This window comes from Povalibacter uvarum (assembly GCF_014202975.1).
Classification (GTDB): Bacteria; Pseudomonadota; Gammaproteobacteria; order Steroidobacterales; family Steroidobacteraceae; genus Steroidobacter; species Steroidobacter uvarum.
In genome coordinates, this window is sequence record NZ_JACHHZ010000001.1 from 417,867 (window position 1) to 432,258 (window position 14,392).

At 63.3% G+C, this 14,392-nt stretch carries 12 protein-coding genes; 9 read left to right on the forward strand and 3 right to left on the reverse strand.

Annotated elements, in window-relative coordinates:
- The first annotated feature begins 18 nt into the window (after window positions 1-18).
- From HNQ60_RS01740 to HNQ60_RS01750, 3 genes are all read left to right on the forward strand, one after another.
- Window positions 19-1,230: an acyl-CoA dehydrogenase family protein gene (locus HNQ60_RS01740; protein WP_184329295.1), complete on the forward strand. Its 1,212-nt coding sequence runs from the start codon at window positions 19-21 to the stop codon at window positions 1,228-1,230.
- A 69-nt stretch (window positions 1,231-1,299) separates the two neighbouring features.
- On the forward strand, window positions 1,300-2,439 hold the full coding sequence (locus tag HNQ60_RS01745; protein ID WP_184329296.1) for an acyl-CoA dehydrogenase family protein: 1,140 nt from the start codon (window positions 1,300-1,302) through the stop codon (window positions 2,437-2,439).
- A gap of 442 nt (window positions 2,440-2,881) precedes the next feature.
- Window positions 2,882-3,124 (forward strand): hypothetical protein, encoded by a 243-nt coding sequence (locus tag HNQ60_RS01750; protein ID WP_221303967.1) that lies wholly within the window; start codon window positions 2,882-2,884, stop codon window positions 3,122-3,124.
- A 41-nt stretch (window positions 3,125-3,165) separates the two neighbouring features.
- Here the strand turns inward: HNQ60_RS01750 and HNQ60_RS01755 are convergent, their stop codons facing one another.
- On the reverse strand, window positions 3,166-3,990 hold the full coding sequence (locus HNQ60_RS01755; RefSeq protein ID WP_221303968.1) for an MOSC domain-containing protein: 825 nt from the start codon (window positions 3,988-3,990) through the stop codon (window positions 3,166-3,168).
- A gap of 100 nt (window positions 3,991-4,090) precedes the next feature.
- Here HNQ60_RS01755 and HNQ60_RS01760 point away from each other — a divergent pair, with 100 nt between their 5' ends.
- The 4 genes from HNQ60_RS01760 to HNQ60_RS01775 are packed head-to-tail and all read left to right on the forward strand — an operon-like array spanning window position 4,091 to window position 7,594.
- Window positions 4,091-4,918, forward strand: coding sequence for a queuosine precursor transporter (locus tag HNQ60_RS01760; protein ID WP_184329298.1), 828 nt, complete (start codon window positions 4,091-4,093; stop codon window positions 4,916-4,918).
- Window positions 4,915-6,144 (forward strand): flavin monoamine oxidase family protein, encoded by a 1,230-nt coding sequence (locus HNQ60_RS01765; RefSeq protein ID WP_184329299.1) that lies wholly within the window; start codon window positions 4,915-4,917, stop codon window positions 6,142-6,144. The genes HNQ60_RS01760 and HNQ60_RS01765 overlap by 4 nt, the downstream gene beginning before the upstream one ends.
- Before the next feature lie 2 nt (window positions 6,145-6,146).
- Window positions 6,147-6,890: a sulfite exporter TauE/SafE family protein gene (locus tag HNQ60_RS01770; RefSeq protein ID WP_184329300.1), complete on the forward strand. Its 744-nt coding sequence runs from the start codon at window positions 6,147-6,149 to the stop codon at window positions 6,888-6,890.
- Between the two features lie 2 nt (window positions 6,891-6,892).
- On the forward strand, window positions 6,893-7,594 hold the full coding sequence (locus tag HNQ60_RS01775; protein WP_407676428.1) for a VIT1/CCC1 transporter family protein: 702 nt from the start codon (window positions 6,893-6,895) through the stop codon (window positions 7,592-7,594).
- Here the strand turns inward: HNQ60_RS01775 and HNQ60_RS01780 are convergent, their stop codons facing one another.
- The gene (locus HNQ60_RS01780) at window positions 7,595-8,710 is read right to left on the reverse strand and encodes a DUF3187 family protein (protein ID WP_184329302.1); all 1,116 of its coding nucleotides are present in this window, start codon (window positions 8,708-8,710) and stop codon (window positions 7,595-7,597) included.
- Window positions 8,711-8,878: 168 nt separating this feature from the next.
- Between HNQ60_RS01780 and HNQ60_RS01785 the strand changes: the two genes are divergently transcribed.
- Window positions 8,879-9,928, forward strand: coding sequence for a potassium channel family protein (locus HNQ60_RS01785; RefSeq protein ID WP_184329303.1), 1,050 nt, complete (start codon window positions 8,879-8,881; stop codon window positions 9,926-9,928).
- Window positions 9,929-9,932: 4 nt separating this feature from the next.
- Here the strand turns inward: HNQ60_RS01785 and trxA are convergent, their stop codons facing one another.
- A complete protein-coding gene (trxA, locus tag HNQ60_RS01790) occupies window positions 9,933-10,805 on the reverse strand; it encodes a thioredoxin (RefSeq protein WP_184329304.1) in 873 nt (290 codons plus the stop codon).
- Window positions 10,806-11,251: 446 nt separating this feature from the next.
- On the opposite strand from trxA, the gene putA reads away from it, so the two are divergent.
- Window positions 11,252-14,389: a bifunctional proline dehydrogenase/L-glutamate gamma-semialdehyde dehydrogenase PutA gene (putA, locus tag HNQ60_RS01795; RefSeq protein ID WP_184329305.1), complete on the forward strand. Its 3,138-nt coding sequence runs from the start codon at window positions 11,252-11,254 to the stop codon at window positions 14,387-14,389.
- Window positions 14,390-14,392: the final 3 nt, after the last annotated feature.

Here is a 14,392-nt window from a genome sequence, read left to right on the forward strand (position 1 = left end):
TCACACCAGGTACCCGTCATGTCTGCACAACCCGAAATCCGCTCCGGCGAACAGCTCGACGCCTTCCGCCGCGAGACGCGCCAGTGGCTGGAAGCGAATTGCCCGGCTGAAATGCGCCAGCCCGTCGTGGAAGAGGACGACGTCTGCTGGGGCGGGCGCAATGTGAAGTTCAAGAACGACGCGCAGCGCGCATGGCTCGAGCGCATGGCGGCACGCGGCTGGACGACGCCGGAGTGGCCGAAGGCTTACGGCGGCGGAGGTCTGAGCAAGGAAGAGGCGAAGGTGCTGCGCGAGGAGATGTCCGCGCTGCGCTGCCGTCTCCCGCTGACATCGTTCGGTATCTCGATGCTGGGCCCGGCACTGCTCAAGTACGGCAACGAAACCCAGAAGCGCGAACACATTCCGAGGATCGTTCGCGGCGAAATCCGCTGGTGCCAGGGCTATTCCGAGCCGGGTGCGGGTTCCGATCTCGCGTCGCTCAAGACGCGGGCGGACGACAAGGGCGATCACTTCCTCATCAACGGTTCGAAGATCTGGACGAGCTACGGCGACAAGGCCGACTGGATCTTCTGTCTCGTACGCACGAACTTCGACGGCAAGAAGCACGACGGCATCAGCTTCCTGCTGTTCGACATGGCCTCACCGGGTGTGTCGACGAGCCCGATCCGGTTGATCTCGGGTTACTCGCCTTTCACACAGACGTTCTTCGACAACGTCAAAGTGCCGAAGGAAAACCTGCTCGGCGAGCTGAACAAGGGCTGGACGATCGCGAAGTACCTGCTCACGCACGAGCGCAACATGATCGGCGGAATGGGGCTTGGGCTGCGTGTCGGCGGCAAGGGCTCGCTCGGTCAGCTCGCAGTCACCAATCTCGGCCTGGCCGGCGGCCGACTGGCGGACCCGGTGCTGCGTGCCGACATCGCGAGATTCGAGCTCGACGCTCATGCATTCGCGCTCACGATGGAGCGCGTGCAGGCGGAAGCGAAGGCCGGTAACGAAACCGGTGCGATGTCGTCGATGCTCAAGTACTTCGGCACCGAACTGAACAAGCGCCGCGCGGAGCTGATGATGTCGGTCGCGGGTGTCGATGGCCTGAAGTTCGGCGATGGAGGCGGGGAGGAGCTCGCACCGATCTGGCTGCGCACGAAAGCGAACTCGATCGAAGGCGGCACGTCCGAGATCCAGCTCAACATCATCTCGAAGCATGTGTTGAAGCTGCCGGGAGCTTGATGAAGAGCTGTGAGCCACTAGCTGCTAGCTATTCGCCAGATTCGGACAGAGAAAAATTTCGAGGTTTCCATGTCGCTCGTACTGAATGAAGACCAGCTCATGTTTCGTGACTCGGCGAAGCGATTCGCCGCGGAGCGCGCGCCGGTTGCCGAACTTCGTCGGCTGCGGGATTCCCGTGACGCCACCGGGTTCGATCGCGCCGTCTGGAAGGAGATGGCGGAGATGGGGTGGGCCGGCGTGCTCATCCCCGAGGAATACGGCGGTGTGGGCTTCGGCCACGTCGGTGCCGGGCTCATCGCGCAGGAGATCGGCCGCAACCTCAGTGCAACGCCGATGCTGTCGACGGCGATTCTCGGAGTTACCGCGCTGCTGAAGGGCGGCACGGAGGCACAGAAGCAGAGCGTGCTGGGATCGGTTGCATCCGGCGACTCGCTGCTCGCTCTCGCCGTGGATGAGCGCAGCCGACATGCGCCGTTCAATGTTGCGACTCGCGCGACGGGCAGCGGCGGCAAGTACAAGCTCAGCGGCCGCAAGGTGCTGGTGCTCGATGGCCATGTCGCCGACCGGCTGATCGTCTCGGCGCGCACGTCGGGCGATGTCGAGAGCCGCGACGGCATCACGCTGTTCCTCGTCGATCCGAAGGCGGCAGGCGTGACGATCACGCGGACCAACCTCGTCGACAGCCACAACGCCGCAGTCGTGGAGCTCCGCGATGTTGCTGTGTCCGCCGAAGACGTGCTCGGAGGCGTCGACAAAGGCGCAGCCTTGCTCGATGCGGTGCTCGATGCGGGTCGCGCCGTTCTCGCGGCCGAATTGCTGGGTGTCGCCGACGAGTCGTTCGAACGCACGCTGGGCTACCTGCGCGAGCGCGATCAGTTCGGCGTGAAGATCGGTACGTTCCAGGGATTGCAGCATCGCGCTGCCCACTTGTTCTGCGAGATCGAGCTGGTCCGCTCGGCTGTGCTCCGTGCTCTGCAGGCGCTCGACGCGCAGGAACCGGCGGCCGCGGGCCTCATTTGCCTCGCCAAGGCCAAGGCGAGCGACATCGGACGCATCGCAACGAACGAAGCGGTGCAGATGCACGGCGGTATCGGCATGACCGATGAATTCGATATCGGATTCTTCATGAAACGCGCACGAGTCGCCGCCGAAACGTTCGGCGACGCGTACTACCACACGGATCGTTACGCTCAGCTCGCTGGGTACTGAAGAGAAGCAGGAAGATTTCCACGGGGGACACGGGGATCACCGGGTAAAGAGGAATCAGGCAAAGTCTGTTTCCGCTCTGTAACCCGGTGATCCCCGTGTCCCCCGTGGAGATTCTTGCTCTTGGTTCTCCTGTCCGAAATTCTCCCGCAGAATCCGCGCTTTTCCCTCCCTAGCTCACGCGGAACTTAAGTCGTCGCCGACTCGTTCATTACTTGATCGTGCGCGGGGTGCGCCGATCACATCATTTGATTTGCGGAATGGGCGCGACACGCGCGGGCACTCGATGGAGTGCGTCACCACGCTGTGATGCGCCACACATCGATTGCAACATCGATTCTGTAGCGTACCCGTTGAACGCAGCGAGGCGACCGGCATTATGACAGCACAGCGTGATCCGTCCCTGAGCATTGATAAGAGCGTGGAATCCGATGCCGATGAGACGGTGAAGATGAAACGCCCGGCGGTCATTCCTCCTCAGCCGACGGAGGAAGAAGACGTGAACTTCGACCCCGAGAGCACGCTGGTTCGCGACGACTGGGAGAGCACCGTCATTCGTCGCGTTGCGCCGCACATCGCAGCGGTGCAGAGTGAAGTCGCGGAAGATCCTGCAGGCGAAGATCGCTTCGGCTGGGAAAGTGCCGGCCTCAAGCGTCTTGCGCATGAGGTGCAGAAGGTCGGAGTGTGATACCCACGCTCAGTGGGTCGACTCCAGTTGTGGGTTCGACTTCAGTCCACCTGAATCTCTTGTCCCACCCGTAGCGTCTTGCCCGCGCCCTCGATCAGAATCGCGTTCTGCCCGAAGAGCACTCCCTTCAGTTCCGGGCTGAATCGATAGCCGCGCAGCGTGCGTAGCGGCTCGTCGCCCTCGCGTTCCGCCGTAACCTGGTTGGTCGTAGTGATCGCACAGCGCGTGCAGGGCTTCACTCCGCGCAGCGTGACGCCGTCCATCGTGAAGTCATGGACATCGTCCTCCGCGTACGGAGCAATACCATCGACGACGATGTTCGGCCGGAACCGATTCATCGGCAGCGGCGCTGGGAGTCGCGAGTTCAGGTCGTCCAGCGACGCCTGGGAGATCACGAGGAACGGGAATCCATCGGAGAACTGGTTGAGGGCTTCCACGCCCTGTGTCCACTGGGCGCTGGAGGGCCGCTTCTTTGACGGATCGAACCTGACCAGTCGGTGCGGCTTGCCGGTGTGCGCCTCCAGCCAGCGCGCTGCTTCGTCGCCCATGTCGAATGCCGCACAACGATCCTTCCAGACCGTCACTTCGGTCGATGGACCTTCGGCGGCGAGGGGAATGCTCAGCGTTCCCGAATCGGGCGAGGTGATTTGCAGATCCGTGCTCGTCAGCGCCGTGCCGATCAACGCGAGCCTCGGGATTTCCCGCTGAGTGACGAACTGACCGTTCGGTTTGACGATCAGCCACTGGCGATCGTGCGCGATGCCTGTGTCCAGGACGGTTGCGCTCTGGAGCGCGATCCCCTTGCAGGACTTGATGGGGTAGACGTTCAGCGCGGTGATGGTGGCCATGGCCGCGAGTGTAGCCATTCATATCCGCGCACGCAGGTTCATGGCGTCGTTACTGCTGGCTAATGCATACTGCCGCCGCTCCAATTGACTCCCGGACGCAACAAGAAAGCAGGCAATCATGTCGGCAACGAGCGCGAATCCCCAAGGTCCGGATCTCCAGGGTTCGAGTCCCCAAGGTCCGAATCCCCTGGGTTCGAGAACGACGCGCCTGTTCGTGCTCCTGGCCTCGTTCCTGGCGGTGAATGCCCTCTGCGCGGAGTTCGTGGGGGTGAAGATCTTCGCTCTAGAGCCGACCCTTGGGATGGATACGCTCAACTGGAACCTGTTCGGGCAGAGCGGATCGCTTTCGTTCACCAGCGGCGTGCTCCTGTGGCCGTTCGTATTCCTGATGACCGACATCATCAACGAGTACTTCGGCCGCCGCGGCGTGCAGTTCATCTCCTGGCTCACCGTAGGACTCATCGTCTACGGATTCTTTGCCGCCTACGTCACCATCGGCCTGGTCCCCGCGGACTTCTGGATCACCGTGAACCAGGAGCGGGGCGTGCCGGACATGCAGAGCGCGTTCAGCAATATTTTCGGCCAGGGGATGTGGACGATCGCCGGCTCCGTCATCGCGTTCCTGATCGGCCAGCTCGTCGATGTGACGGTGTTTCATCGCATCCGGCTGCTGACCGGCGAGAAATGGATCTGGCTGCGCGCGACGGGCTCGACTCTGATCTCCCAGCTGATCGACAGTTTCGTGGTGCTCTATATCGCCTTCGTGCTCGGGCCGCAGAAGTGGCCGATTCCGCTGTTCATGGCGGTCGCGTCGGTGAACTATGCCTACAAGGTGCTGATGGCCTTCGCGCTCATTCCGCTGATCTATCTCACGCGTCGCGCGATCCACAAGTACCTGGGCGAGGGCACGGCGCACCAGCTGCAGGCTCAGGCGCGTTCGGCGTGAGTGTCGATGTCGTCATCGTTGGTGCCGGCGCTGCGGGAATCGCTGCGGGACGCACGCTCGCGGCTGAAGGTCATCGAGCCGTCGTTCTCGAAGCCCGTGATCGCGTCGGCGGCCGTGCCTGGACGAACAGCGACGCATTCGGCTTTCCCGTCGACATGGGCTGCGCCTGGCTGCATTCAGCCGATGAGAATCCCTGGACTGCCTATGCGCGTGAGCAGGGCTTCTCCCTCATCGAGCGCTTGCCGGCCTGGGGCGCGTGGATCGGACGAGATCCGATCCCTGACGCGGAGCGGCGTGAATGGGGCGCTGCATTTGTTCGCAATGAAGCGCTGCTGACCGACGCGGCAGCGAGCGGAGTCGATGCACCGATCTCGACGCTGATCCCGGACGACAAGTACCGGGCCCGATTCGATTCGGTCGTGAACTTCCTGATGGGCGAATCCAGCGACCACGTGTCGAGTCTCGATTTCGCGCGATACGCGGACTCGGAGATCAACTGGGCGGTGGCGGCAGGATTGGGTGCAGTCGTTGCACACGCCGCGCGCACGCTCGATGTCAGGCTCGATACACCTGTCCAGGAAATCGACTGGAGCGGTTCGCTGATCAAGATCATCACGGCAAAAGGGACGCTGGAAGCGCGTGCCGTGATCGTCACGGTGCCGACGAGCATCCTTGCGAGCGGAGGCGTGCGATTTCGTCCCCAGCTGCCTGCGCCATTCGCCGAGGCGTTCGAGGCCATCCCGCTCGGCGCCACGAACAAGGTCTTCTTTCGCATGCGCCCGGGAATGCTGCCGCATCCGGAGTCGATTCACTTCGTGCGCACGCAATCGAGCTCGCGGATCGGCAGTTACCAGACGTGGCCGTCGGGTCAGGAAGTCCTGCTCGCGTATTTCGGCGGAGCGCTCGCACGCGAACTCGAACTGAGTGGCGGACTAGAGGCGTTCGCGCGCGAAGAGCTGGGGCAGATGTTCGGTGCCGGCTTCGTTGGAGGGATCGAGCAGACGCTCACGACCGGCTGGGTGTCGGACCCGTGGTCGCAGGGTTCCTATTCGTATGCGCGGCCGGGCATGGCGCAAATGCGCGAGCGACTGAGCGATCCGCTCGGCGACCGGGTTCTCTTTGCGGGCGAGGCGTGTTCGACCGCGTACTTCGGAACCATTCATGGTGCCTGGCACAGCGCAGTCGCTGCGGCACGGAACGTACAGGCACGCCTGGGGCGATCATAAGAATGAATCTATCGGACCCGCTCGTCCTCACGCTGGCGGCATTGGCGGCGCTGCTCGTAGGACTGTCCAAGGGCGGCCTGAGTCTCATCGGAAGCGTCGCTGTACCGATGCTCGCCCTGGTCATCTCGCCCGTGACGGCCGCTGCATTGCTGCTGCCGATCTTCGTGGTGAGCGATATGTTCGGGCTCTGGTCCTATCGCCGCGAGTTCGACCGGCGCAACCTCGTCATCCTGATCAGCGCCGGCGTGATCGGTATCGGATTCGGCTGGGCGACCGCGTCGATCATCACCGAGCGCTGGGTGGGATTCATCGTCGGCCTCATCGGCGTGACGTTCTGTTTCAACGCCTGGCGTCAGCGACATGTCGTGGTGCAGCCCAAACCGGCGGACGTGCCCCGCGGCGTCTTCTGGGGCACGCTGATGGGATTCAGCAGTTTCGTGTCGCACTCCGGCGGTCCGCCGTATCAGGTCTACGTTCTGCCGCAGCAACTGCCGAAGACGGTCTACGCCGGGACGACGACCATCGTGTTCGCCGTCGTGAATGCAGTGAAGCTGCTGCCGTACTGGGCCCTGGGGCAATTCAATGCGAGCAACTTGAAGACATCCGCTTGGCTCATGCCGATTGCCATTGCCGGTACGTTCATCGGCGTCCGGCTGGTCCGGATCCTGCCGCAGCGCACTTATTTCACGATCGTACAGACGGTGCTCTTCCTGGTATCGATCAAGCTCATCTGGGATACGTTCTGAGGATCGCACCCGTGCGCCGTCACCACGAACATCACCGTCTGAACAACACGGGCTGGTTGCGAGCCGCGGTGCTCGGTGCGAACGACGGAATTCTGTCGACGGCGGGCTTGCTCGTCGGCGTCGCCGCGGCCACACCGACACGCGAGCAGTTGCTGATTGCAGGCGTCGCAGGCCTCGTCGCAGGCGCTCTTTCGATGGCGGCGGGCGAATATGTCTCTGTCAGTTCGCAGTCCGATGCCGAGCAGGCCGAGCTCGAGGTCGAAAGGCAGGAGCTTGCAACCAATGCCGAGGCGGAGCGAGCAGAGCTCGCGGGAATCTACGTTCGTCGCGGACTCACACCTGCACTGGCGCGCGAAGTGGCGGCTCAGCTCACCAAGCACAACGCGCTCGAAGCGCACGCGCGTGATGAGCTGGGACTCACGCCTCATGCGCGACCGAGGCCGGTTCAGGCTGCCCTGGCGTCAGCCGGGGCTTTCGCAGCGGGAGCACTCCTGCCATTGGCGATGAGTGTCGTAGCGCCGCTCGACAAAGCGAACATGGTGATTGCGGCGACATCGCTCGCATCTCTCGCGCTGCTCGGCGCCGCGGCCGCACGAGCAGGCGGAGCGCCGGCGCTCAAGGGGGCAGTGCGTGTGGTGCTGTGGGGCGCGATCGCGATGGCTTTCACATCCGCGATTGGAAAGCTCTTCGGCGCGGCGATCTGACTATTTGCGCGTGCGTTCGACGCGTGACGGAAGGTATGCGACGCCGAGCTGCAGCCCGATGTCCGGCGTGTTGTTGAAGTTCTGCAGGTTCTCGGTGATGCCGAAGGAAATCAGGAACTGATTGATCCGGTGGCGCACGCCGAGCGTGAGCTGGTACTTCTCGCTCAGCAGTTCGTCGAGATCCGTCTGGTCGCTGTCGTACACGCTCTTGCTGATGTAGCCCTGCAGATTGATGTTGGTCCGGTCGGTCATTGCCTTCTCGTAGCCGAAGATCAATGTCGGCACGAACGTGGCGTCCTGCTCCACCGGGAACTCGGCACCGGCGTAGTAAACCGCGGCGAGGTTCAGATACAGCGCGTGGTGATCGTAGAAGCGCTGCACGGACATCTGCACGCCCACGTCGGTCTTGCCAGTCGACAGCAGCGTGCGCTCGCCGCCGACAGGAATCTTCACCGCGCCTTCGAATGAAAGAGCCCATTTCTCCGGCATGTCGATGCCCGAGAAGCGAATGCCCAGCGTCGGATCGGTGAAGCCGCCGTCGGTAGGGGAACCGAAGCTGGCGACCTGCGCGCCTTTCAGGTCATAGATCAGGTTGATGTCGTTGCGTTTGGCTCCCAGCCGCCCGAAGGTGCTGAAACCGAAAGCGTCGTGGAAGCTTTCGATCGTGCTGTCCAGGAATCCGCCCTGGTAGCTGACGGCGCTGACGATGGCGTAGCCGGTCCAGTTCTTGGAAAACTTGTAGTGAAAAGTCAGGTCGAACGACGCCGATTCGAGATCGAGCAGGTAGTTCTCGCCAGGGAGCGCCTGGATCGCCGCATATTCGTCGGGTCCGAGATCGCGACGGCCGGTGGGTTCCAGCGAGGTCAGGTATTCCTCGACGTTCTCGCTCAACGCCCAGGTGTTCTGATAGCCGAGCTCGGTTTCGATCGCCCAGGTGCCGGGTTCGATCGAAACGGCGTAGGCCGGCCGCATGTCCAGGCGCAGGAAGCCGAACGCGGTCAGATCGCGGGAACGCAGGAGGCCGTAGTACTGCGAGGGCGCAGCCAAGGCCGCTGGCGCCGCGATTCCAAGTGCCGCTGCGGCCATGAGGGATGCGGTGAGGCGTCTCGGATTCACGTCGGTCTCCCAGGGTTCGGGCCATTCTAGTCAGCGGCGCCGATTCTCCGATATGCATCAACACGGATATTGGACCCGAGTGCGGAATCCGGGACGATTTGTCGGCAGCCCGCCAGTGAATGACAATGCGGCCAGGCGTATCGCTGCGAGGCCTGGAGAGGATTGCCTTTGCGGTCACCGATCGACCGGTCGCTGGATCGACCGATGCAGCAGGACACGAAGCGGCTCTTCATGGGGGGAGGCCTCAGCGTGCGCCAGACGTTGGTCGCCCGGGCGGCCCTCGTCGTCGCGCTCTACATGCTCGTCATCGGCGTGTTCTGGGCGGATCGTGAAGGTCTGCGCGACAACATCGACAATCACATCACGTTCGTCGACGTGGTCTATTTCTCGGCCGTTACGCTGACCACGGTGGGCTATGGCGACATCGTGCCCGTCACGCCGAGGGCACGCATTGTCGACAGTATTCTGGTCACGCCCATTCGACTCTTCGTCTGGCTGATCTTTCTCGGTACCGCTTACCAACTGGTGCTGCAACGTCTCGTCGAGGATTTCCGGATGCGCAGACTTCAGGCAAGGCTCGAAGGGCACGTGATCGTCTGCGGATTCGGGCACTCCGGTGCGTGCGCCGCGCATGAGCTAGTCGTTCGCGGCGTCGACAAGCAGCGGGTACTCGTCGTCGACGCGAACCGTCAGCTGGTCGAGCAGGCGGCCGAGCAGGGCTTCATCGGCATTCTCGGCGATGCGACCAAGGAAGAAACGCTGAAGGAGGCGATGCTCTCGACGGCTCGTGGATTGTTCGTATGCACGGACCGTGACGACACCAATGTGCTGATCGTGCTGACGGCTCGTTCGCTCTCACCGCATGTTCGCATCGTGGCGCGCGTGGAGGAGGCGGAGAACGAGAAGCTGCTGCGCCAGAGCGGTGCTAACGCGACGATCCTGCCATCGCGCGTCGGCGGCATCCTGATGGCCGGTGCCCTGCAGACCTCGGCGCTGTCGGACTATGTAATGGATCTGATCAGTGCCAATGGCCGCGTCGTGCTGGTCGAGCGGGATCCGCGGCCGGATGAGATCGGCCACGGGACCGCGGAGCTGGACGCGCTGATCGTCGGTATCGTCCGCGACGGCCGCGACATGGATCTCAAGGACCCTGAGTCGCGCCTGCGTCCGGGAGACAAGCTGCTCGTGATACGCCAGTCCGCGCCTCAACCGTCCTGAGGATCTAGAACAGCAGCCGCGCCATCGCACGACGCGTTTGCGGCACGATCGGATCAGCGTCACCGATCAGTTCGAAAGCAAGGATCAGGCTGCGGCGTGCCAGGTCATCCTGGAACTGACGATGGCTGCGCATCATCTCCAGCCAGGTCTGCAGCGGCGGCTCGACGTCGCCCGCGAGCAGTTGATGGACAGCCATCGCGTGCTGCAGCTCCAGGTCAGCCGGGTTTGCCGCGAGCTGCTCTCTCAGGCTGCGTACGTCCGGGTGCCGCGCGATCACATCGCTGAACGTGATCAGCGCCGCGAGCCGCTTCACTAAGGAATGATTCGGTTCCTTCGCCTGCAGCTGCGTGAGGATCTGCTTCGCTGCATCGACATCGCCGTCCAGTACGTGCAATTCAGCCGCTTCAGTCCGCAGGCCGACGTTCTCCGGATCGCGTGCAAGCAGATGTCCGATGGCTTCCTGTGCGCCAGCGTAGTCGCCTGCCGCTTTCAGTCGCTGCACCTGGGCGAGCGGCCCATCGGAGACTGTCGGCAAATGCTTGTCCAGCAGCTCCCTGATCTGCGCTTCGGGCAGGATGCCGACAAAGTGATCGACGGTCGTGCGGTCCTTGAACAGCACGACGGTCGGAAGACTGCGAATGCCGAGTTGCTGCGCGAGCTGCTGCTGCTCGTCGGTGTTGACCTTGGCGAGCTTGAAGCGGCCGCCGTACTCCGCGGCGAGCCGGTCGAGGATGGGCATCAACTGTTTGCACGGCCCGCACCACGGGGCCCAGAAATCCACCAGCACCGGCACATGGGCAGAGGCTTCCACCACATCGGTCATGAAGCTGCCGGCGGTCACCGTCACATGGGTTGCAAGCGAGTCTGTCGTGGTCACTAAGGCTCCTGAAGGTCGGTCGATCCGGTGGCCGGCGCGATACTCATGTGGGCATCGAGGCGGCAATTCAAGCGCATTCTCCGGGCCGCGCGCTCGCTGTCTGTGTTCGCTGACAGATGCGAAATTCCGGGACGCCTGTTGGATGCCTGTAAGCGCCCGGAGTTCGGCCGGGAGTTCAATCTCCATCGCGCGGTATACGAGGCATGAATGCAACAGATTCCGACTCGCGCGCAAGACCCCGGCAGCGTCCACCGGATGGCCCTTTCTCAACAGGAAGGGGACGCGCGGAAACAGCGGATTCGTCAGCTGCGTTGCATGCTGCACGACATGCGGATTGCAAGGCTGGCTGTCGGACAATCCGTACGGTACAACACGCATCCGCCCGCAAACGTACGACAACGCGGGCTGCGTTTCGCCACCCACTTGTATACGACGAGCACGACATCATGAGCGCCGAGCGATCCGTCGCCGAGCAGATCAACCGCAATTACCTCGGCGACGAAGAGAAGATCGTCGCTGCTCTCGCCGATCGCGCGCGCCTTGCGCCCGATCAGCAGCGCCGCATCGCCGCACAGGCGAAGCAGCTCGTGGAGGGCGTGCGTCAGAACCAGACGGAGCGCAGCGGCCTCGATGCTTTCCTGCGCCAGTACGACCTGTCATCGCAGGAAGGCGTGATCCTGATGTGCCTCGCGGAGGCACTGCTGCGCATCCCCGACGATGCAACGGCCGACAAGCTGATCGCCGACAAGATTACGCGTGGGGACTGGGCTTCCCACTTCGGTGAGGCAGAGTCCCTGTTCGTAAACGCCTCCACCTGGGGATTGATGCTGACCGGCCGCATCGTGCGGCCAACGGACGAAGATACTCATGATCCGCGCGGCTTCGTGGCGCGCATCGCCGGCCGGATCGGCGAGCCGGTGCTTCGCGCCGCTTTCCGCCAGGCCATGCGCATCATGGGGCACCAGTTCGTGATGGGGCGCACGATTGGCGAAGCCCTCGAACGTTCGCACAGTACCGAGCATCGTCTTTATCGCCACTCGTTCGACATGCTCGGCGAGTCCGCGCTCACGAGTGCGGACGCATTGCGCTACATGGGCGCCTATCACTCGGCGATCCGGGAAGTTGCTGCGAGCGTCGCCAAGGGAACGCCGATCGAATCCGCGCCGAGCATCTCCGTGAAGCTCTCCGCATTGTTCCCGCGCTACGAGTTCACACAGCGCAAGCGCGTGCACCAGGAACTCGCGCCGAGGCTGCTCGAGCTTGCGATTGCGGCTCGCGACGGCGGCATCGCGCTGACGGTCGATGCTGAAGAGGCCGAGCGACTCGAGTTGTCGCTGGAACTCATCGAACACGTTGCCCGCGCTCCGCAGCTCGAAGGCTGGCAGGGATTCGGCCTTGCCGTTCAGGCGTACCAGAAGCGAACGCTCGATGTGATCGCGTTCCTCGTCGCGCTCGCGAAGTCGACCGGTCGGCGTCTCAACGTACGACTTGTGAAGGGTGCGTACTGGGACAGCGAGATCAAGCGCTCGCAGGAGCGCGGCCTCGCGGGGTATCCGGTGTTCACGCGCAAGGTGAACACGGACGTCTCGTACATCGCCTGCGCGCGTGAGCTGATTGCAGCTGGCGACGCCATTTACCCGCAGTTCGCGACGCACAACGCCCAGACCGTGGCAACGATTCTGGAGCTGGCTCGCAGCGCCGGCCGGCCGTTCGAGTTTCAGCGGCTGCACGGCATGGGCGAGGATCTGCACGCGCAGCTCGTCGGTCCCGACAAGCTCAATGTGCCGTGCCGCATCTATGCACCGGTAGGGTCTCATGAAGAGCTTCTCCCGTACCTGGTGCGTCGCCTGCTGGAGAATGGCGCGAACACGTCGTTCGTCAATCGCATCGTCGACGCGGACACGGCGGTGGACGAGATCATTCGCGATCCGGTCAGCGTCGTCGACTCATTGAAGCAGAAGGCGCATCCGCGGATTCCCGCGCCGCGCAACCTCTACGGCGACGAGCGCCTGAACTCGAAGGGCGTCAATCTTCCGGACCCTGCAGAGCTGCAGGCGCTGGTGAGCGGAATGCAGCAGGCCAGCCTGCAGCCGTGGCGAGCGGGTCCGATCGTGTCCGGCAAGGCCATTGCCGCGCAGGCAATGTCTGTCACCAATCCGGCGAATCGTTCGGAAGTGATCGGCACGGTCAGCGTCGCAAGCGAAGCGACCGTCGACGCGGCGATTTCAGCCGCCGTTGCCGCACAGCCGGATTGGAATTCGACCGCGGCCGCTGAGCGCGCAGCGATTCTGTTGAAGGCTGCCGACCTGTATGAAAAGCATCTGGCGCAGCTCGTCGCTTATTGCGTGCGGGAAGGCGGCCGATCGATTCCGGACAGCATCTCGGAAGTACGCGAGGCCGTGGATTTCCTGCGCTACTACGCAGCCCGGGCCGAGGAGGGATTCGGCAAGGGTTTGTCGCTGCCCGGCCCGACGGGTGAGAGCAACGAACTGAAGCTGCATGGTCGTGGCGTTTTCGTCTGCATCAGTCCGTGGAATTTTCCCCTCGCGATCTTTACGGGGCAGATTGCCGCCGCGCTGGCCGCGGGGAACTCCGTCATCGCGAAACCCGCCGAACAGACGCCGCTCGTCGCGGCACGCGCAGTGGAACTGCTGCTCGAAGCGGGAGTGCCGCCCAATGTCCTGCACCTGCTCACTGGCGATGGCGCCAGCGTCGGTGCGCGTGCGGTTGCCGATCCACGCATCGCGGGTGTTGCATTTACGGGGTCCACGGAAACGGCACAGGCGATCAACCGATCGCTCGCGGGCCGCAGCGGTCCGATTCCGGTGCTCATTGCCGAAACGGGCGGCCAGAATGCGCTCATCGCCGACAGCTCGGCGTTGCCCGAGCAGATCGTTCTCGACGTCGTCCAGTCGGGCTTCAACAGCGCGGGCCAGCGTTGCTCCGCGTTGCGGGCGCTCTTCGTGCAGGACGACATCGCGGATCGTGTACTGCAGCTGCTTGCGGGCTACATGGATGAGCTGAAGATCGGCGACCCGGCGGACATCTCCACGGATGTCGGTCCCGTGATCGATGAGCCGTCATGCAGCGTGCTCGGCGCGCATGCACGCAATATCACGAAGAGCGCTCGCTGGCAGCATGCCGAGGAGATGTCGGTCGAGTTACAACGGCGCGGCTCATTCTTCGCGCCGCTGGCCGTCGAAATCAGCTCTCTCGCGGAGCTCACTCGCGAAGTCTTCGGACCGATCGTGCACGTGATCCGCTATCGGGCCGAGGACCTCGACAAGGTCATCGATGCCATCAACAACACGGGCTACGGATTGACGCTCGGTATCCATACCCGCGTCGATGCATCGGCGCGCTACATCGCGTCGCGTGTGCGATCAGGCAACGTCTACGTGAATCGCAACATGATCGGTGCGGTGGTGGGCGTGCAGCCATTCGGCGGTCGCGGTTTGTCCGGCACGGGCCCGAAGGCGGGCGGTCCGTACTACCTGCATCGGTTTGCGACCGAGCAGACGATCACGATCAACACCGCTGCCATCGGCGGCAACGCGAGCTTGCTCACGATCGCGGCGGAGTGAAGA

What these genes read in the sequence shown, in the direction of transcription:
- HNQ60_RS01740 (WP_184329295.1), top strand. Translation starts at nt 19, where the DNA reads ATGTCTGCACAACCCGAAATCCGCTCCGGCGAACAGCTCGACGCCTTC.
- HNQ60_RS01745 (WP_184329296.1), top strand. Translation starts at nt 1,300, where the DNA reads ATGTCGCTCGTACTGAATGAAGACCAGCTCATGTTTCGTGACTCGGCG.
- HNQ60_RS01755 (WP_221303968.1), bottom strand. Translation starts at nt 3,990, where the DNA reads ATGGCTACACTCGCGGCCATGGCCACCATCACCGCGCTGAACGTCTAC.
- HNQ60_RS01760 (WP_184329298.1), top strand. Translation starts at nt 4,091, where the DNA reads ATGTCGGCAACGAGCGCGAATCCCCAAGGTCCGGATCTCCAGGGTTCG.
- HNQ60_RS01770 (WP_184329300.1), top strand. Translation starts at nt 6,147, where the DNA reads ATGAATCTATCGGACCCGCTCGTCCTCACGCTGGCGGCATTGGCGGCG.
- putA (WP_184329305.1), top strand. Translation starts at nt 11,252, where the DNA reads ATGAGCGCCGAGCGATCCGTCGCCGAGCAGATCAACCGCAATTACCTC.